This is a genomic window from Pseudomonas fragi (assembly GCF_025426255.1).
Classification (GTDB): Bacteria; Pseudomonadota; Gammaproteobacteria; order Pseudomonadales; family Pseudomonadaceae; genus Aquipseudomonas; species Aquipseudomonas kulmbachensis.
Genome location: NZ_CP104861.1, coordinates 2,682,278 through 2,697,366, shown reverse-complemented (window position 1 = coordinate 2,697,366; position 15,089 = coordinate 2,682,278). Strand labels below are relative to the sequence as shown.

The following is a 15,089-nucleotide window of genomic DNA, read 5'->3' as shown; positions in this document are numbered from 1 at the left end:
GTTATTTAGAAACGGCTATTACCTGATCACTTATAAGCTGAACTAAAATTCGCACAGGCTCCGTAAAACTGTGTCGAGACCGATGTACCAGCCCGATATCCCGGTGAAAGGTGTGTTGTCCCAAATCGATCGCTCGTACACCTGCGGGCCATTCCTGATGAAGTTCTGTCTGTGGCACCAGCGCTATGCCTACACCTTTTTCAACTAGCTTGATGATGGCCTCCAGCTCATCCAGTTCGCAAACCTCCTGCAAGGTGAAATGCATCTGCCGCAGGAAACGATCGACCTGTCTGCCGCCGAAGGATGATCGGTCATAACGAATGAATGGCTGGCTGGACAGCAGTTCCGACCAGTCTTCTCCCTCTAGGTCACTTGGCACGATCAGTCGGTAGGGCTCTAGTGCCAACGTCGTCCAGCGCAGGTCACTTTGAAGGGAGAAGGGCGGGCGAATGATCACGGCCATGTCGATCTCACCGGCGTCGACGAGGTTCACCAGCTCCATTGAAAGGCCCGGGATGACACGTGTGCGGCACTGCGGACACTGTTGGTGAAACTTTGCTAGCGCATCGGGCAAATAGGAGCGCTGCACGGACGCAATCGCACCGATGTTGACCAGCACGCTGGGAGGCTTGCCCAGCGTTGTAGAGCCCAAATTGTCATAAAGCCTCAGCAGCTCTTGCGCCTGCAGAAGTATCTGGTGGCCCATTTTGTTGAGATGGGCTGAGCGTCCTTTCCTGTCGAAAATTTCAAAACCGAGCTCGGTTTCCAGGCGCTGGATTTGCGCGCTTACGGCGGCCTGAGTCAGGCCGATCTTGTTACCGGCAGCGGCGAATGTGCCTTCCCGCGCCACAGCAATGAGTGTCTTCAGTTCTTTGATCATTCACAAATATTAATTGTGTTTCTAAGAAATATATATTGATTTTTATGTTCTGTTTTCCGTCTTACGATGTTTTCCACCCCCGGCAACGGCTGAATCCAGAGAGCCAATGACGGTGGAAATACTCGCCAACCAACAAAAAATATTTGGAGTTCTGATGAGCCTCTCGCCATTCCACCTCGCAATCCCCGTTTACGACCTGGCTGCAGCTCGCACCTTTTACGGTGAGGTTTTTGGTCTTGAAGAAGGGCGCTCCAGCACGCAGTGGGTAGATTTCGATTTTTATGGTCACCAACTGGTGATTCACGAACATCCAAAAACCGCTTCGCAGGAAAGCGTTCATAGCAACCCGGTCGACGGGCACGATGTTCCAGTTCCGCACTTCGGCATCATTTTAGGTTGGGAACAGTGGGAGGCACTGGCCGAACGTCTGAAGTCGTTTGGTACCGAATTCGTGATCGAACCGTACATACGTTTCAAAGGCCAAGTGGGTGAGCAAGCCACCATGTTTTTGTTTGATCCGTGCGGCAACGCTCTTGAGTTCAAGGCTTTCAAGGATATGAGCCAGCTCTTCGCCAAGTAACAACACCCATGGCACAACTGCGTTGTGCCATTTGATCTCAAATGAGCTGGAAGCTCATGACTCTAGCAACTGCGAATAGACGCAGACCTTTCATTCCAACAAGAAGGCTAGACATGAAACGTATTCCCTTGGTGTGGCAAATCGTTGCCGGGCTGTTGCTTGGCGTGCTTGTCGGTTGGTACTTCAATACGCATCCGTATTATCAGACATGGGTGAGTGCGGAGATCCTCAAACCACTCGGCGATATCTTCATCAAGATGATGAAGATGGTGGTTGTACCGATTGTGTTCTGTTGCATGATCCTGGGCATCGCAGGCGGTGGCGATAACAAGTCGTTTGGTCGCATGGGGATAAAGTCGCTGGGCTACTTTTTTGCCATTACCGCCTTGGCCATTGTCATTGGCTTGTGTTTCGCCAACGTTTTCGAGCCGGGTACGGGCACCGACATTTCCGGTATTTCGCACGGTACTGCAGCGATCACTCTGGAGCCGTCCAAAGGCGCATTGGTCATCTTGCAAAACATCGTCCCTGACAATGTGCTGGTTGCTATGTCAGAAGCGAAGTTGCTGTCCGTGCTGTTTTTCGCTGTGCTGTTAGGCATGGCATTGAACGCTCTGCCGAAGGACAAAAGCGCACCTTTCATCGCGGTGGTTCAGAGCCTTTCCGATGCGATGTTCAAGGTCGTCTCAATCGTCATGGCTTACGCACCGATCGGTGTGTTCGGGATGATCGGCGCGACCGTGGCGACGTTTGGGTTCGCCTCATTGTTGCCGTTGCTCAAGTTAATCGGGGTGGTTTACCTGGCGCTGATTGTTTTCGCATTGGTGATACTCGGCGGTATTTGCTACTTGATTGGCGAAAACATTTTCAAGTTGATCCGCTACTTTCGCAATGAGTTGATTCTGGCGTTTTCGAGTGCCGCGTCTGCCGCCGTTATGCCGCAGTTGATGACGCGATTGGAGAACTACGGTGTACCGCGTCGGATCGTCAGTTTTGTGGTGCCGGTGGGTTATGCATTCAACCTGGATGGCGCATCGATTTTTCTCGGTGTGGCGACAATTTTCGTGGCGCAGCTCTATGGCATCGACCTGTCGCTGTCGCAGCAGATCCTGCTGGTGGTGACGATGGTGCTGACTTCGAAGGGCGCAGCAGGGGTGCCGGGTTTTGCCATCATCATCTTGTCAGCGACATTGGCGTCTGCCGGGTTGCCGTTGGAGGGGGTGGCGTTGATTGCCGGCATTTTCAGGATTATCGACAGCGGTACCACCACCTTGAACGTATTGGGCAACGCCATCGCACCTTTGGTGATCGCCAAGTGGGAAAGGGTCGAACTGGAACCCGAGCGGGCTCATCCAGCCGCTAGCGTCTAGTCGTTCGTCAGATACTCAATAGCGGCTCTAGACGACCGGTCTAGTTTTGTTTGGGCTTTGCCCACTATGAAAAAACCTACTCAAGACATGCGACAACACATCATCGATGTAGCGAAGGCATTGATGACCCACAAGGGCTACACCGCTGTCGGTCTTATGGAAGTGCTGAAGGCGGCGGGTGTACCCAAAGGGTCGTTTTATCACTACTTCCGCTCCAAAGAGGAATTCGGCCAGGCACTATTGGAAGAATACTTTCAGGAGTACATCGGGCGGGTAGACGTTGTTATGGCGGCGCAAGGGACGGGTGCCGAGCGGCTCCTTGGCTATTTGCGCTATTGGGCGAAGACGCAGGCGTTCGATCATCCCGAGGAGAAATGCCTGGTGGTGAAACTCGGCGCCGAAGTGTGCGACCTGTCGGAAGATATGCGCGGCGTATTGGAGGAGGGCACCGCGCTGATCATCCAGAGAATCAAGCGGTGTGTTCAGCAAGGAATGGCTGATGGCTCAATCACTTCGACCCAAGACGCAGAAGCACTGGCTGAGTCGCTGTATCAATTGTGGTTGGGGGCATCACTGCTGGTGAAAGTGCGCAATACAACAGCTGCTTTTGACACGGCACTAATGACGAGTGAGCGCCTGCTGGCATAGGGGCGTTTTTTTTAAGACTTTTACTAGACGACCGGTCTACTTAATTGGAGTTTTATGACTGATATTGCTGTAGACACCGACCTTTTTTCGCCCATGAATATGGGCGCGCTGCAACTGGCTAACCGAATTGTAATGGCGCCCGTTACGCGTAGCCGAATGGCCGACGACGGCGTGCCGAATGAAATGCACGCGACTTACTACGCCCAGCGTGCCAGCGCAGGCCTGATCATCGCCGAGGCCACGAACATTTCAGCTCAGGGGCGTGGCTATGCCATGACGCCGGGTATCTGGTCGGAAGAGCAGGTGGCAGGCTGGAAAAAAGTCACCGACGCAGTACACGCGGCAGGCGGCAAGATCGTCAGTCAACTGTGGCACGTAGGTCGCTTCTCCAGCGTCGAGTTGCAGCCGAACGGCGAAGCGCCGGTCGCGCCCTCGGCAATCAAGGCCGAAGGTACCACCTATACCAACAATGGCATGGTCGAAGTGTCCATGCCTCGGGCGCTTGAGACTTCAGAGATCCCGGGGATCATCGAGCAGTACAGGCATGCGGCAGGAAATGCCAAGCGAGCCGGTTTCGACGGTGTGGAAGTCCATTCTGCCAACAGCTATCTGCTCGACCAGTTCCTGCGTGATTCCACCAACCAGCGGACTGACCAGTACGGCGGCTCCATCGAGAATCGGACACGACTGACACTTGAAGTCACCGAAGCCGTGGTGGCGATTTGGGGTAGTGACCGGGTCGGCATCCGCCTTTCACCAGTAACTCCTGATGCCGGTAACACGCCTCCAGACAGCAACGTCATGGCGACCTACGGTCACCTCATTCAGCAGTTGAACAGATTCAACTTGGCCTATCTGCATTTCGTTGAAGGCGCCACCGCCACCTCTCGTATCGTTCCCGAGGGAGTGGATCTGAGTGCGCAGTTCGAAGGGTCGTACATTGGCAACAACAACTATGACCTGGAAATGGCGCTGGAGCGCAGGGCGCAAGGGCGGATTGATGCCGTGGCATTTGGTCGATTGTTCATTGCCAACCCCGACCTGGTAGAGCGCCTGCGTCGCGGCGTCGAGCTGACCATAGCCCCGCGCGAGAGTTACTACGGCGGAGGCGCCAAGGGCTACATCGATTGGCCTACGGCCAACTCCAACTAATTAGAGATTTCCTCGGCGTCAGTTCGGCGCGGGGAGGCTCGGTCGCGAAAGCATTTTCGCCGCACAAGAGGCACTTAAATATGAATTATCTGCAAAACAAGGTCGCCATCGTCACTGGCGCATCTTCCGGCATTGGTGCGGCCACCACCCGCGCATTGGCCGCACAGGGCGCTCGCGTCGTGGCAGCAGCAGTCGATCAGCACGGGTTGGAAGCGTTTGTTGCCGAGCTGCGTGAGGCCGGGAGCGAGGTGGTCGCTTTCACCGCAGACGTTACCCATCTGGATCAAACCAAAGCGCTCGCGAAGTTTGCACAAGACACCTATGGCGCAGTGGACATCCTGGTCAACAACGCCGGCCTGATGCTCTTTTCCAACTGGGTCGATCTGGCCGTGCAGGACTGGGAAAAGATGATCGATGTGAACATCAAGGGCTACCTCAACACTATTGCTGCTGTGTTGCCATTTATGCTTGAACAGAAGTCCGGGCAGATTCTCAACATGGACTCTGTAGCAGGTCATCAGGTCGGCCCGGCGGCGGGTGTTTACAGCGCAACCAAGTTTTTCGTCCAGGCCATGACTGAATCCATGCGAAAGGAGTTGGGCGTGCAGCATGGCATTCGTGTCAACACCGTCAGCCCGGGGGTGATCAATACCGGCTGGGCAGACAAGGTCAGTGATCCTGAAGGGCGTAAGGCTGCCCAAGCGCTGAACAGGATTGCCATTGCGCCTGATGATATTGCCCGCGCAGTGATCTACGCCCTCGACCAACCGGAAAATGTCACCGTCAACGATTTGATCATCTCGCCGACTCGCCAGGATTGGTAATTGTCGTTTGAGTTTTCCGTGTCCGATTGACCAAAAGGGTCACCGGCACATGCAACCAGGAGTACATCATGAGCAATCCAACTTACGTCCAGGAATACAACGCGATCGTTGCTGTTCTGAGTCAGTACAACGAGGGTGGCGCCAAGGCTGACAGCACTTTGATGAAGCCCGCGTTCAACGAGCAAGCGACCATGTTTGGCGTCGACGGCGACAAGCTCGTCGGCGGGGCGATCCAGAATCTGTACGACGTCATCGACAACTCTTTCCGCCCATCTCCCGAAGCCAAAGCTGCGATCGTTCGCATCGACATCGTGGGTACTGCCGCCAGTGCGCGTGTTGATACCGACAATGTTTCGGGGTTTCGATTCACCGACTTCTTCAACCTGCTGAAGGTAGAAGGCAAGTGGACGATCGTCAGCAAGATTTACCACACCCATCCGAGCATTTGAGCGCTTCTGGCGAGGTGTGTTTTACGTCGCCCTAATGAAAGGAGAGAACCATGTCGAAGAACATCAAAGCAGTACCAACTTCCGAGTACAACGCTGTCATCGCTACTGCCAATCAATATGTTGAAGGTCTGCGTGTGGGCAGTGCAGAAGGCGTTGCTCAGGCGTTCCATAAAGACGCCGTGATGTACGGTTTCACAAATGGTGAGCTGCTTGGCGGCCCGATCAAAAATTTGTTTGATTTCGTTCAGAAGAACGGCAGCGCCCCAAAAATTACAACTCGGCTCGACATACTGGCAATCACACCCACGACAGCCGTGGTGCGTGTCGATATGGAAAATGATGCGATCGGTGCCGACTACAACGACTACCTGACCCTGATCAAAATCGACGGCGCCTGGAAGGTAATCGCCAAGGTTTATTACCAGTTCGAAGGTTGAGCATTCACCGATCCCGGTTGAGTCAATGCCGGGATCGGGGCTTATTCATCGTCAAATGGAGAAGCGATTGGTTAAGCAACTCGTCGGGCGAGGTCACGAAGCGATCGCACAGCATCGGAACCCGGAGCCGGAGCGATCTTTGTTCATTTTCTCTAACAAGTGAGCGTGACCTAATTCGTTGTATTAATTGAAATTAATATTAACTTTTCATAATTTGGTGACAAATTGGAACCAAAAAAACACAAGTTTTTGAAATCTCCTATATGAAAATCAATAGGTTACGATTCTGTGTTTTTTTGACAAGTGGTACTGGTCGGATGACACCCGGGGCCTAGGCTTATGGAGAACGTTTCAGAGGCCTGCGTCATGATTAGCATTGGCTCCTTCGTCCACACGACCCGTAGCACAGATCTGTGCTACGTCCTGAGATCCAATTCCCAAAAGGGCGAGCTACGCATCTGCAGGTTACTAGACGGAAACGCATATTGGCTGCCCTACAAGCATGTCATTGTTGAGGCCCAGCCAGCTGAACGTTTTCGCGAGCATGTTCGAGCAGTTGTTGATCAAGAAAAAGCTACAGACGCTTCTGTTCATGTGACGTTTTCGAATTTTTCTGAATACCTGAGCGAATATGTTAGCTCTGCCTTCGAAAGTAACTCTCAGTATGCAATTGATGCCACGGTAAATTTCCTGATTATCGTGCTTAGCGAGCAGGATAATGGAGGCTTCGAACGTTCGATCGAAGTTTTTTATCAGGACGTGTGCTGGTTTTGCTATCAGTTAGGTATGGAGAACCCATCCGAATCGATTGTAAGAGTTCGCTTAGCAAGTATAAAGGCGCAATCGAGCACTGATTCAGGTGCTGAAGCTGAATGCGATGAAGTATAAAGTTGGTAGCCTAGTCGCCTTGCGAGACAGGTCAGGGATGTTCACTGTTGTGAATTATGACGGCTCGGAGCACCAGTTAATAGTTAGGAGTTCGGTGAGTGGCGACATTGTCAGAACCACTGAAGAAAATGTGGCTGCCGCTTCAGATGATGCTTTAAATAAGATCAGAGAAGAGATTTTGGCTGACGCTCCAGTTTTTGAGGATGATAATCGCCCTGTATCGCCGTATACCGATGAGGAAATATTATATGCTACGGGTCGGCAGGAAATATTTGACAAGTTGATAGCTGGCGTTATCAGCCTCGAAGAGACAAAAACTTTGCTTGGGCTTAAAACTACGATGGTCAGAAAGCTAAAGAATGAATATCTGATTATCGGAGACTGGTCAGTTTTTGTTTCAGGAAAGCCTGGCCCAAAAAAGGGGGACACTAAATTCCCGCTTGAAATAGAAGAGCTAATCATAACCGTTGCTGCATCAGACTATACAGGCCCAGGTGCTAATGAGGAACGGGTAATTGATTCCATTATTTCATTATGCGGGAGAATGGTCGCCCCCTCAAGGAGTACTCTACGAAGGCGTTTGCGGGCAATCCATAATGAGCGCGAACAGGTCAAGGTGAAAGAAGGGATAGAAGCTGCTCGGGATAAATTTGGCAGTTATCCCTTCGGAATGAAAGCCAACGCCCCCCTTGAAATTGTTGAAGCTGATGGAAGTCCACTCGATATGCATGTGAGGTGCAGGCAGACTGGAATGCTGCTCGGGAGACCTTATCTCATGTTGATTAAAGATAAGTTTAGCAAAGCGTATCTCGGATTTGCACTTTATTTCGGTGCGCCGAGCAGATGGACTTTGGCGCAAGCTTTAGATATGGCGATTAAACCAAAAGACGATCTGCTCCGTTCTTTGGGACTTGACGACGTCTACAAATGGATTCAGTACGGGCGTATGTCCTTACTTCTTGTCGACGGCGGCCCCGATCTTAACGCGAAAACAGTGAAGGCAGCATGTGAGAGTCATGACGTTCAGCATGCCCGAAGAAAACGCAAGCAAAGTGGCGGTTCGATCGAGCGAGGACTCGGGATTATCAATCGTTATTTTATCCAAACCTTAGAAGGTGCGGTGCCATCTTCTGGAAAAAAGCCTCGTGGAAATAAAATCGAGCAATCATCCATATATTACCTTGATGAGGTTTTTAAGATGATTGTTATTGAAATTTGTCGACGGCACGAAAAAACTGGCTCTGATGGATTCACGGCCAATCAGCGATTTCTGAATCACTACGGCGAACACAATGGCGAAATTCGCACACCGCCCAGATTTGAAGATCCTTTAAGCTTTATAATTGGCATGTACCATGAACATCATGTGAAAGTTAGGAAGAATGCGATACTGATACAGATGGCGTTACGTTACGATCCTGGCCCTTACTTCGGTAAAACCGGCGCTCATGTAAGAGTGAAAATTGATAATTCGAACATCGATCGGGCTTGGGTAATGTCTGATGGTCAGTGGAAGCGCATTGAGCGCTTAGGGCCAGACTTGGAGGAGCTTCGACCATATCAAGACGGCCCAATATCAATGCTTGCATGGAAGGCTAAACTTTACGGTCAACCGAAACCTGGTGAATTAACTGCAGATGGTGAACGCATACATCTTAGCCAGCGTGAGTTCAAGAAAAAGCTGGAAAAGGAGGCTCGGGAGCGAGCTCGGAATGCGGCCAATGCGGAGCAAAGTGAAAGGTTTGGGCCATTTTCCAAGGCTGAACTTGGTAAAGTTAAAAGCAAAGAGAAAAACACGTCAATGGTTGATGCGGCCGATGTTAAGCCTTTGAAAGGTATCGACCTATGAATTCTGATCATAATCACCTTGTCGCCCTACCTAAAGAACAGCGCATAAATTCTTGCATGCGAGAGATTTTTATTATGCGGCCGGAAGTTATGATTGCAATTGACAGCTATAAAAGGTTGCTCACACTTCCAAGACTTTCCGACAATCCGGGCATGTCGATTAAAGCGAAGTCTGGACAGGGTAAAAGCACGATTGGAGCTTATATGGCGAAGCATAGCTGCGCACCAAACTCCGATTGGCCAGGAAAAATTATTTATATCGATCTGGCCAGAAATCCTGCAAATTTGGACTTGACAAAGCTGATGCTAATGGAGATTGGTATTCAATTCAGCCCTGCCAAAAAGCCGCTAAACAGAAGTTATCGGGATCTTGCTATTGCTGAGGGGCTTATCAAAGAAAATAACGTGCGGGGGGCGGTAATTGATGAGGCTCAATTACTCTATAAGGGATTGACTGACCGGCACCGAGAAGTAAACTTCGGTTCCGTAAAAGGGTTCTCTGGCTTCAATTGGGGGTTCAATATTTGCCTAATGGGAGACCCCGACCAGCTTGAAGAGCTTTTTAGATTGGATGATACCATAAGTAGTCGTTTTAATTTGCGTTTAGCCACTCTACCATTGCTGACATGCAATCCTTCATTTATTGCGTTCGCAAAAGGTTTTGTGGAAATGATGCCTCTTCGACAAGAGTCTATTATTGATAATTCCTTCTGCGTGAAACTTTTAAAATTAGCAGCAAGAACGGTTGTTACTGATATCAAAAAAGAGCTATATTCTCCGTTGAGGTCTGTTGTCGCAATTCTCAGAGAGGCATCACAGATTGCAATAGAGTCCGGTGATGAATATCTCAACTCCGAATCTCTAGATAGAGCTTTTTGTATAATGACAAACAAAGTTGATACTCAAGCTTATCTAGATCGGTATACCAGGCTGTAAAAGTAACTGCTGAGCCCGCATGGAGAACATCATGCTCAATCATTCAGCATCAATTGCTAGCGCGCTATGGTCTTGTTTGTCAGGCAATCAACGTGTCCTCACGGCGCTCATTGATTCAATTTGTAATGAGACAGCAGAGAGAGATGATTATACTAGAGCCCCATTATTCTTGGTTGCAGGGTCGCCTGGCTCAGGATCGTCAGCATTATCTTATCAGCTGGAATTTCAGCTGATTTCGAAAGGCAAGAGAGTTTTATCAGTTGAGCGCCATCCTGAAAAACAGACAACCTTATTCTCTTCTGATTTGGTGTGCTCTTTTAAGCTCCCTGAAGAGGTATCAGTAGAATTCAAAAAGCATAAAGGAAAATCGACCCTTAATGAGGTATATTGGCACCTTCTAAACGATAGACATTACGACGTAATAATTGTTCGGGATGCGCATGAATGGATTTCGTTAAAGCTGATTGCTTCCCTTCAATCTTTGTTGGGTATGCAAGAGCTTATTACTCGTTTCGCCAGCATTTCAGTTGTCGCATTCGCGAATCAAGAATCAGTTCAGAAACTTAAGTATGCCACTTCAGGGGCTAATGTGCCTGCATGCATGTTTGAGCTTGTGCCTATGGCCAATGATCAAACATTTCAGAAGTTTGTATATGGTGTCTGTCGAAAGATACTGTCAGCTCGAAATGACGTGGCTTTACTTTCTCCTGAGCAAGTAAAGGCAATTCATGCTAAGTCTAAGGGTTTTATTGGTAGTGCGGTCAAGTTAGTGCAGCTACATTTGGCTGATGCTGATAATCTAGGGTTTTGTAGGTCGGCAGATTTTAAATGGCCGCTACTGAAGCCTAGGAGTGGAGAATCTTTCTCTTCATGGATGGGAAGGCTTTCAGTCGAAGCTAAGAACACCTCACACCTTGAGGCAGTAGAGATTTTCGCCAACCATTGCGCTCGTGTAGCGGTTGATCCCGATAAGCTGTATGAGTTGTCTAGCATCAGGAAGTGCTTCAGTAGCGGGGAGCAAGAAATGTTCGATACTTTCGAGTGTTGTTCTAGTAGCTATCTTCCATTCGGGCAGAGTACAAGCTACTGCCCTGAATGCCAAAAAGTGGATATCAAGGAGGTTGGGCTTCCAGCTTGGCGTTTGGCTTGGCGCCGACTGGATATGTGTGTTTGCCTCGAGCATGAGCCTCCGGTAATGCTGCAATGTCTTTCTACTCCTCACTACTCCCCGCTGGATAAGGCATGGCGTGCATACTGCGAGTACGTCAGCAGCCCAAGTTCTAGGTTGCTCGTTAGCTTTCCCCTCATCAGTAACGGCATGCAAGCCGTCGCAGATAACGAAATGCTGCTTCGGTTGACTGCTAGGGTACAGAACTGGATTCTCACAGATTTCCAAATCAACCAGACTCCAAAGCCATCCAGGCGGGTGGTGGAATTTTTGTTAGGCGTGTGGCTATGCGACCCCTCCTGGCGGAAGGCTCCTGGGTTTGCTTGTTCTTTCTTCTTTCCTCAACGCAAAGGTAATAACGCTAACCTCACTCTCGACACGTCCTTTATCGATTCTCCCCCCCGATATTCATGGGCTACTCCCCGTCAGTTAGCGGTTGCATACTGGATGCTTGGCGTGGCTTTTGGTTTGATTACCCGCGATGAGGCTCAGCTAATTCGTGATGTATGCCGGCCGTACTCTCTTCCATTCCCAGTGGATCGGACTGAGATCAAACGTGTAGGGCTTGGTGTACATGGACGACTCATCCGGGAAGAGCTGATCGCATTGGCCCGCAGCACGCTCACCGGTGAGGATTTAGATCAAGTGATTTGGGCTTTGGATTAGGTAGACATGAACAATTAACCGTTCACCACGTCCTGCTTTTTCAAGTCGTTTTTTTCAACCCGTCGAGCTTATTCTGCGTTTCTGGATTGATTTCTGCACTCATTTTATTATTTTGTGGAACAGTCTCGCCAAACGGATTTATCCCGTCGTCTGTTGCAAATACCGCTTGGCCAGGATTAGATTCCTAACCCGAACAGACTGAATAACTACGCGTATTCTTTTCCAGTCCACAGCAATGAAACTTTCGATAATTTAAATGCACTATGATCACTTGGAAAGATTCTTGACCGTGGCAATTAAGTGCATATTAGCGTGTACGCTTTTGCGCTTGTCCCGGAATAGCAAGGTGCTTGTAACTGCTTGGCCGTGCTGTACCGACTTAATAACGTTCCGTTTAGCATGCTCCGGCCGCTTGGCCGAACCATTGTATCCAGCATCGCTCGAAACGTAGGTTTCGGTACCGTGAAGCAACTGTTCGACCTAGGCGTTATTCGCCACGTTGGCGACCGTTCCTACCAAGCTGTGAACCCGACCCTACGTGGCGCCGACACTAATGTGGGCCTTCATCCTCAAGTGCCATTGATCTCTTTTTTTGTTTGGTGCATCTCGGGATCGCGCGAGTCTTTGACCGAGGGCAGTGCGGCGATCAAAGTGGCATCGACAATGGTGCCTCTTTTGAGCAGCAGACCCAGGCTGGCCAAATGCTGGTTAATCGATTCAAACAACGCTCGCGTGTGCTGATGTGTTTCCAGTAAATGTCCAAAGCGCAGTAAAGTGGCGGCATCCGATGCCGACTCACTGCCCAAATCGACGCAGATAACACCACGAATGGTCTGGCTGTCGTATACGGCATCTCCGGAACCTTCATCAAAGAAACCGAAGCACTGCTGCACAACAAACATGCTCAGCATGCGCGACCACCCAATCACAGGAACGCCGGCGCTGGGCTGTAGCGTTGCTGTAGAACGAAATCACCTGCGTTTCCAGTTGTGCTCAGGATACAAACCGTTCAAGGTCAGCCCAAAAGCCATCGCGATGGGGCTGTTTTTTTTGCCGGTGTATTCGAGCGTGGATATATTTTTCACGTGCGTAATAAGGCTCAGTTAGGGGGGGGCAGTTGGAGCTCAGTGAGCCATGGGTGAGGACGGTTGGCTATTTTTGCAGCGTCTCCTTAGGGAGTTGGTCAGTACAGGTAACTGTGACTTGCCGACAAATCCATTTTTGGTGGCTTTAAGGTATTTTCAAAGAATTATTTCCTGCTATCTCAGTGAGTTGGACTGACCCGGCAGCAAATTTCTAGTCCGACAATTGGCAAGTATTGTCAAAAAGCAATTTAACCCCTTAGATTACGATCCAGCCGAACACGATAATTTGCTCAGTCATGTGGCATTAAATAGATATAGTTGCCATTTTTGTAAGAGTCTTGAGGTGTTACAAGCGAGCACATGAGCGGCTTTCACTTAAAAATTCCAAGGTTTAGCCTCTCCGGGAATTCTGACTGACGGTTACCTGAGGCGTACGTCATAGCCTATGATTCCAGCATAACATACTGAAAATTAATGGCTTTCAATATCGTCAATATTATTTGACAGTAGTGCCAAGCTTTTCATTGGCGGGTGCGATTTAGGCTAAACTAGGATGACGGTGTGATACCACTGGAAAGGATCAGTTATGGCGCGCTCGCATCCTCTCGTCGAGGCTCGGCAGTTAGAGTATGAATTCGAAAAAGTTTTTCGGGGCTTTGAGCAGCGAAAAAAAGAACCCGAGTATGCTCAAGACGTAGAGTTTTTCCGTAAGCTGGAAGAACTAAGGGGCAAGTATGGTTATTCTTTGGGCGAGGTAGTCGATCTTTTGGTGAGCAGATATGTAGGGTCGGTTGAAGCACTCTCTGGTGGGGTGGGGTCAATTAACACTAAGGCAGTTAAGCAACTCGTAGATATTTATGCCGATCAGAAAGAGCCAACTTTGCTAGCTAAGCATGGCGAAGACTGTTCGAGGTCAACCATCGAGCAAGCTGAACAATAAAGTATGAGGTTGAGAGGAAATGGATCGCGTTCAAGAGCTTCTTTTTATCACGAACCGCATAACTAAAGAGTATGAGACTTTGCTACCGTTACTTCGCGATCCAGAGGTAGCTAAGGCAGTATCCTTTTTATCTGAGCTGGACTCATTGGCTGAGAACTATGAATTCATGGCTGTGGACATTGTTCGTTTGATAGACCCAGGACGTGCGGAAAAGATGCAATCTGACTGTCTAGCTCAGGCCAAGAGTCCAAAATCCACACGCGTACCTACGGGCAAAACTACGAAATGATAGGTAGACGGTGCTAATCGTCCAATGCGTTGTCGGGGGCAATTGTGCCCAGAGGTAGGCTCGTCACTTGTCATTTTATCCAATACTCCATCACTGAACTCAGAGCCAACCCCAACCTGGTAGCAGCCTGCCGTGGTGATGCACCTTCAGCCTTAAGGGCGAGCACCACCTTCTCATTCTCGCGATTCAGAGGTCTTCTGCGAGATCTCTTGACTAGAAAGCCAGTGATGTCGAATTGCTCCCGAATCTGCTCCATCCCGCCGGCGTCCTCGAAGTCGGTCAGCTTGGCGATCGAATCGAGAATCCTCTCAGCTGACGCCCGCATGAGCTTTTTGACAGACTCCGGATTTTTAGCATCTTCCTTCTCCTCAGAGAAAACTCGCTTTTTTGTCAGCTACAGATTTCAGCAAAATGGATCCAGCCAGCGATGACTTGAGCCCAGGCGAGTAACTGGAAACAATCAACCCCAGAATCTCTGGACAGACGACTTTGAAATACCTAGCGTTTCGGCGACTTCCTTTCTTGATTTACCTTCCTCTTTGAGCCGCTTGACAGCGCGTCTCTTGCTGTTAGCGATTTCGCGAGCCTGGGCTTTTGATACGAGGCTTGAGCTTCGCTGCTCCTCGCGTATTTCCTCATCTAGGCCGATCGAGCGGAAATGACGAAGCTCCTCCTTCAGCTTGCCTATGACATCCAGAGAGTCCTGTCCACTCTCGATAGACTCGCACAATACCATAAGCGCCAGGGGAGTGATCTCAAGGCTCTTTGAAAGCTCCCGCAGCTTGCCTAGCGATATATTTTTCGACGTACCTGCCTCTAGGGCAAAGGCGTAGCTCCTACTAGAGGGGAGTCGTTCCTGAGTGAGCTCTCTAGTTTTTCGTAGCGCGCGAAGCACCACCGCGAGACTCTGAGTCAGCATGACGACTTGT

The 15,089-nt window shown here is 49.9% G+C and carries 15 protein-coding genes and 1 pseudogene; 13 read left to right on the top strand and 3 right to left on the bottom strand.

All coding sequences use genetic code 11. The annotated features are described in order from the left end of the window. Position 1: 1 nt before the first annotated feature. Positions 2–880 carry a LysR family transcriptional regulator gene (locus N7D90_RS12250; protein WP_261738265.1) on the bottom strand — a complete coding sequence of 293 codons (879 nt, stop codon included), beginning with the start codon at positions 878–880 and terminating at the stop codon, positions 2–4. A 154-nt stretch (positions 881–1,034) separates the two neighbouring features. Here N7D90_RS12250 and N7D90_RS12245 point away from each other — a divergent pair, with 154 nt between their 5' ends. The 11 genes from N7D90_RS12245 to N7D90_RS12195 all read left to right on the top strand — a co-directional run bounded on the left by N7D90_RS12245 (position 1,035) and on the right by N7D90_RS12195 (position 11,846). Further along, positions 1,035–1,460, top strand: coding sequence for a VOC family protein (locus N7D90_RS12245; protein ID WP_039762906.1), 426 nt, complete (start codon positions 1,035–1,037; stop codon positions 1,458–1,460). Between the two features lie 113 nt (positions 1,461–1,573). After that, positions 1,574–2,830 (top strand): cation:dicarboxylate symporter family transporter, encoded by a 1,257-nt coding sequence (locus tag N7D90_RS12240; RefSeq protein WP_261738264.1) that lies wholly within the window; start codon positions 1,574–1,576, stop codon positions 2,828–2,830. A gap of 66 nt (positions 2,831–2,896) precedes the next feature. Next, the gene (locus tag N7D90_RS12235; RefSeq protein WP_261738263.1) at positions 2,897–3,478 is read left to right on the top strand and encodes a TetR/AcrR family transcriptional regulator; all 582 of its coding nucleotides are present in this window, start codon (positions 2,897–2,899) and stop codon (positions 3,476–3,478) included. Between the two features lie 54 nt (positions 3,479–3,532). Beyond that, positions 3,533–4,630, top strand: a complete 1,098-nt coding sequence (locus N7D90_RS12230; protein ID WP_261738262.1) for an alkene reductase — start codon at positions 3,533–3,535, stop codon at positions 4,628–4,630. Between the two features lie 80 nt (positions 4,631–4,710). Further along, on the top strand, positions 4,711–5,454 hold the full coding sequence (locus N7D90_RS12225) for an SDR family oxidoreductase (protein ID WP_261738261.1): 744 nt from the start codon (positions 4,711–4,713) through the stop codon (positions 5,452–5,454). Positions 5,455–5,522: 68 nt separating this feature from the next. Next, positions 5,523–5,903, top strand: coding sequence for a nuclear transport factor 2 family protein (locus N7D90_RS12220; protein WP_261738260.1), 381 nt, complete (start codon positions 5,523–5,525; stop codon positions 5,901–5,903). A 50-nt stretch (positions 5,904–5,953) separates the two neighbouring features. After that, on the top strand, positions 5,954–6,340 hold the full coding sequence (locus N7D90_RS12215) for a nuclear transport factor 2 family protein (protein ID WP_261738259.1): 387 nt from the start codon (positions 5,954–5,956) through the stop codon (positions 6,338–6,340). Between the two features lie 366 nt (positions 6,341–6,706). Further along, a complete protein-coding gene (locus N7D90_RS12210; protein WP_261738258.1) occupies positions 6,707–7,228 on the top strand; it encodes a hypothetical protein in 522 nt (173 codons plus the stop codon). 94 nt (positions 7,229–7,322) lie between these two features. Then, positions 7,323–9,077 (top strand): integrase, encoded by a 1,755-nt coding sequence (locus N7D90_RS12205; protein ID WP_261738257.1) that lies wholly within the window; start codon positions 7,323–7,325, stop codon positions 9,075–9,077. Beyond that, positions 9,074–10,012 (top strand): TniB family NTP-binding protein, encoded by a 939-nt coding sequence (locus N7D90_RS12200; RefSeq protein ID WP_261738256.1) that lies wholly within the window; start codon positions 9,074–9,076, stop codon positions 10,010–10,012. The genes N7D90_RS12205 and N7D90_RS12200 overlap by 4 nt, the downstream gene beginning before the upstream one ends. 31 nt (positions 10,013–10,043) lie before the next feature. Further along, positions 10,044–11,846 carry a hypothetical protein gene (locus N7D90_RS12195; protein WP_261738255.1) on the top strand — a complete coding sequence of 601 codons (1,803 nt, stop codon included), beginning with the start codon at positions 10,044–10,046 and terminating at the stop codon, positions 11,844–11,846. Positions 11,847–11,984: 138 nt separating this feature from the next. On the opposite strand, the pseudogene N7D90_RS12190 reads toward N7D90_RS12195, so the two are convergent. Next, positions 11,985–12,949 (bottom strand): annotated as a pseudogene (locus tag N7D90_RS12190) (IS5 family transposase). A gap of 568 nt (positions 12,950–13,517) precedes the next feature. Here N7D90_RS12190 and N7D90_RS12185 point away from each other — a divergent pair. Both N7D90_RS12185 and N7D90_RS12180 read left to right on the top strand, forming a co-directional pair. Then, the gene (locus N7D90_RS12185; RefSeq protein ID WP_261738254.1) at positions 13,518–13,871 is read left to right on the top strand and encodes a hypothetical protein; all 354 of its coding nucleotides are present in this window, start codon (positions 13,518–13,520) and stop codon (positions 13,869–13,871) included. Between the two features lie 19 nt (positions 13,872–13,890). Then, entirely contained in the window at positions 13,891–14,160 is a 270-nt protein-coding gene (locus N7D90_RS12180; RefSeq protein WP_261738253.1) for a hypothetical protein, read from the top strand. A gap of 460 nt (positions 14,161–14,620) precedes the next feature. Here N7D90_RS12180 and N7D90_RS12175 read toward each other — a convergent pair whose 3' ends face one another. Next, positions 14,621–15,079: a helix-turn-helix domain-containing protein gene (locus N7D90_RS12175; protein ID WP_261738252.1), complete on the bottom strand. Its 459-nt coding sequence runs from the start codon at positions 15,077–15,079 to the stop codon at positions 14,621–14,623. Between the last annotated feature and the right edge of the window lie 10 nt (positions 15,080–15,089).

What these genes read in the sequence shown, in the direction of transcription:
- N7D90_RS12250 (WP_261738265.1), bottom strand. Translation starts at nt 880, where the DNA reads ATGATCAAAGAACTGAAGACACTCATTGCTGTGGCGCGGGAAGGCACA.
- N7D90_RS12245 (WP_039762906.1), top strand. Translation starts at nt 1,035, where the DNA reads ATGAGCCTCTCGCCATTCCACCTCGCAATCCCCGTTTACGACCTGGCT.
- N7D90_RS12240 (WP_261738264.1), top strand. Translation starts at nt 1,574, where the DNA reads ATGAAACGTATTCCCTTGGTGTGGCAAATCGTTGCCGGGCTGTTGCTT.
- N7D90_RS12235 (WP_261738263.1), top strand. Translation starts at nt 2,897, where the DNA reads ATGAAAAAACCTACTCAAGACATGCGACAACACATCATCGATGTAGCG.
- N7D90_RS12230 (WP_261738262.1), top strand. Translation starts at nt 3,533, where the DNA reads ATGACTGATATTGCTGTAGACACCGACCTTTTTTCGCCCATGAATATG.
- N7D90_RS12225 (WP_261738261.1), top strand. Translation starts at nt 4,711, where the DNA reads ATGAATTATCTGCAAAACAAGGTCGCCATCGTCACTGGCGCATCTTCC.
- N7D90_RS12220 (WP_261738260.1), top strand. Translation starts at nt 5,523, where the DNA reads ATGAGCAATCCAACTTACGTCCAGGAATACAACGCGATCGTTGCTGTT.
- N7D90_RS12215 (WP_261738259.1), top strand. Translation starts at nt 5,954, where the DNA reads ATGTCGAAGAACATCAAAGCAGTACCAACTTCCGAGTACAACGCTGTC.
- N7D90_RS12210 (WP_261738258.1), top strand. Translation starts at nt 6,707, where the DNA reads ATGATTAGCATTGGCTCCTTCGTCCACACGACCCGTAGCACAGATCTG.
- N7D90_RS12200 (WP_261738256.1), top strand. Translation starts at nt 9,074, where the DNA reads ATGAATTCTGATCATAATCACCTTGTCGCCCTACCTAAAGAACAGCGC.
- N7D90_RS12195 (WP_261738255.1), top strand. Translation starts at nt 10,044, where the DNA reads ATGCTCAATCATTCAGCATCAATTGCTAGCGCGCTATGGTCTTGTTTG.
- N7D90_RS12185 (WP_261738254.1), top strand. Translation starts at nt 13,518, where the DNA reads ATGGCGCGCTCGCATCCTCTCGTCGAGGCTCGGCAGTTAGAGTATGAA.
- N7D90_RS12180 (WP_261738253.1), top strand. Translation starts at nt 13,891, where the DNA reads ATGGATCGCGTTCAAGAGCTTCTTTTTATCACGAACCGCATAACTAAA.
- N7D90_RS12175 (WP_261738252.1), bottom strand. Translation starts at nt 15,079, where the DNA reads ATGCTGACTCAGAGTCTCGCGGTGGTGCTTCGCGCGCTACGAAAAACT.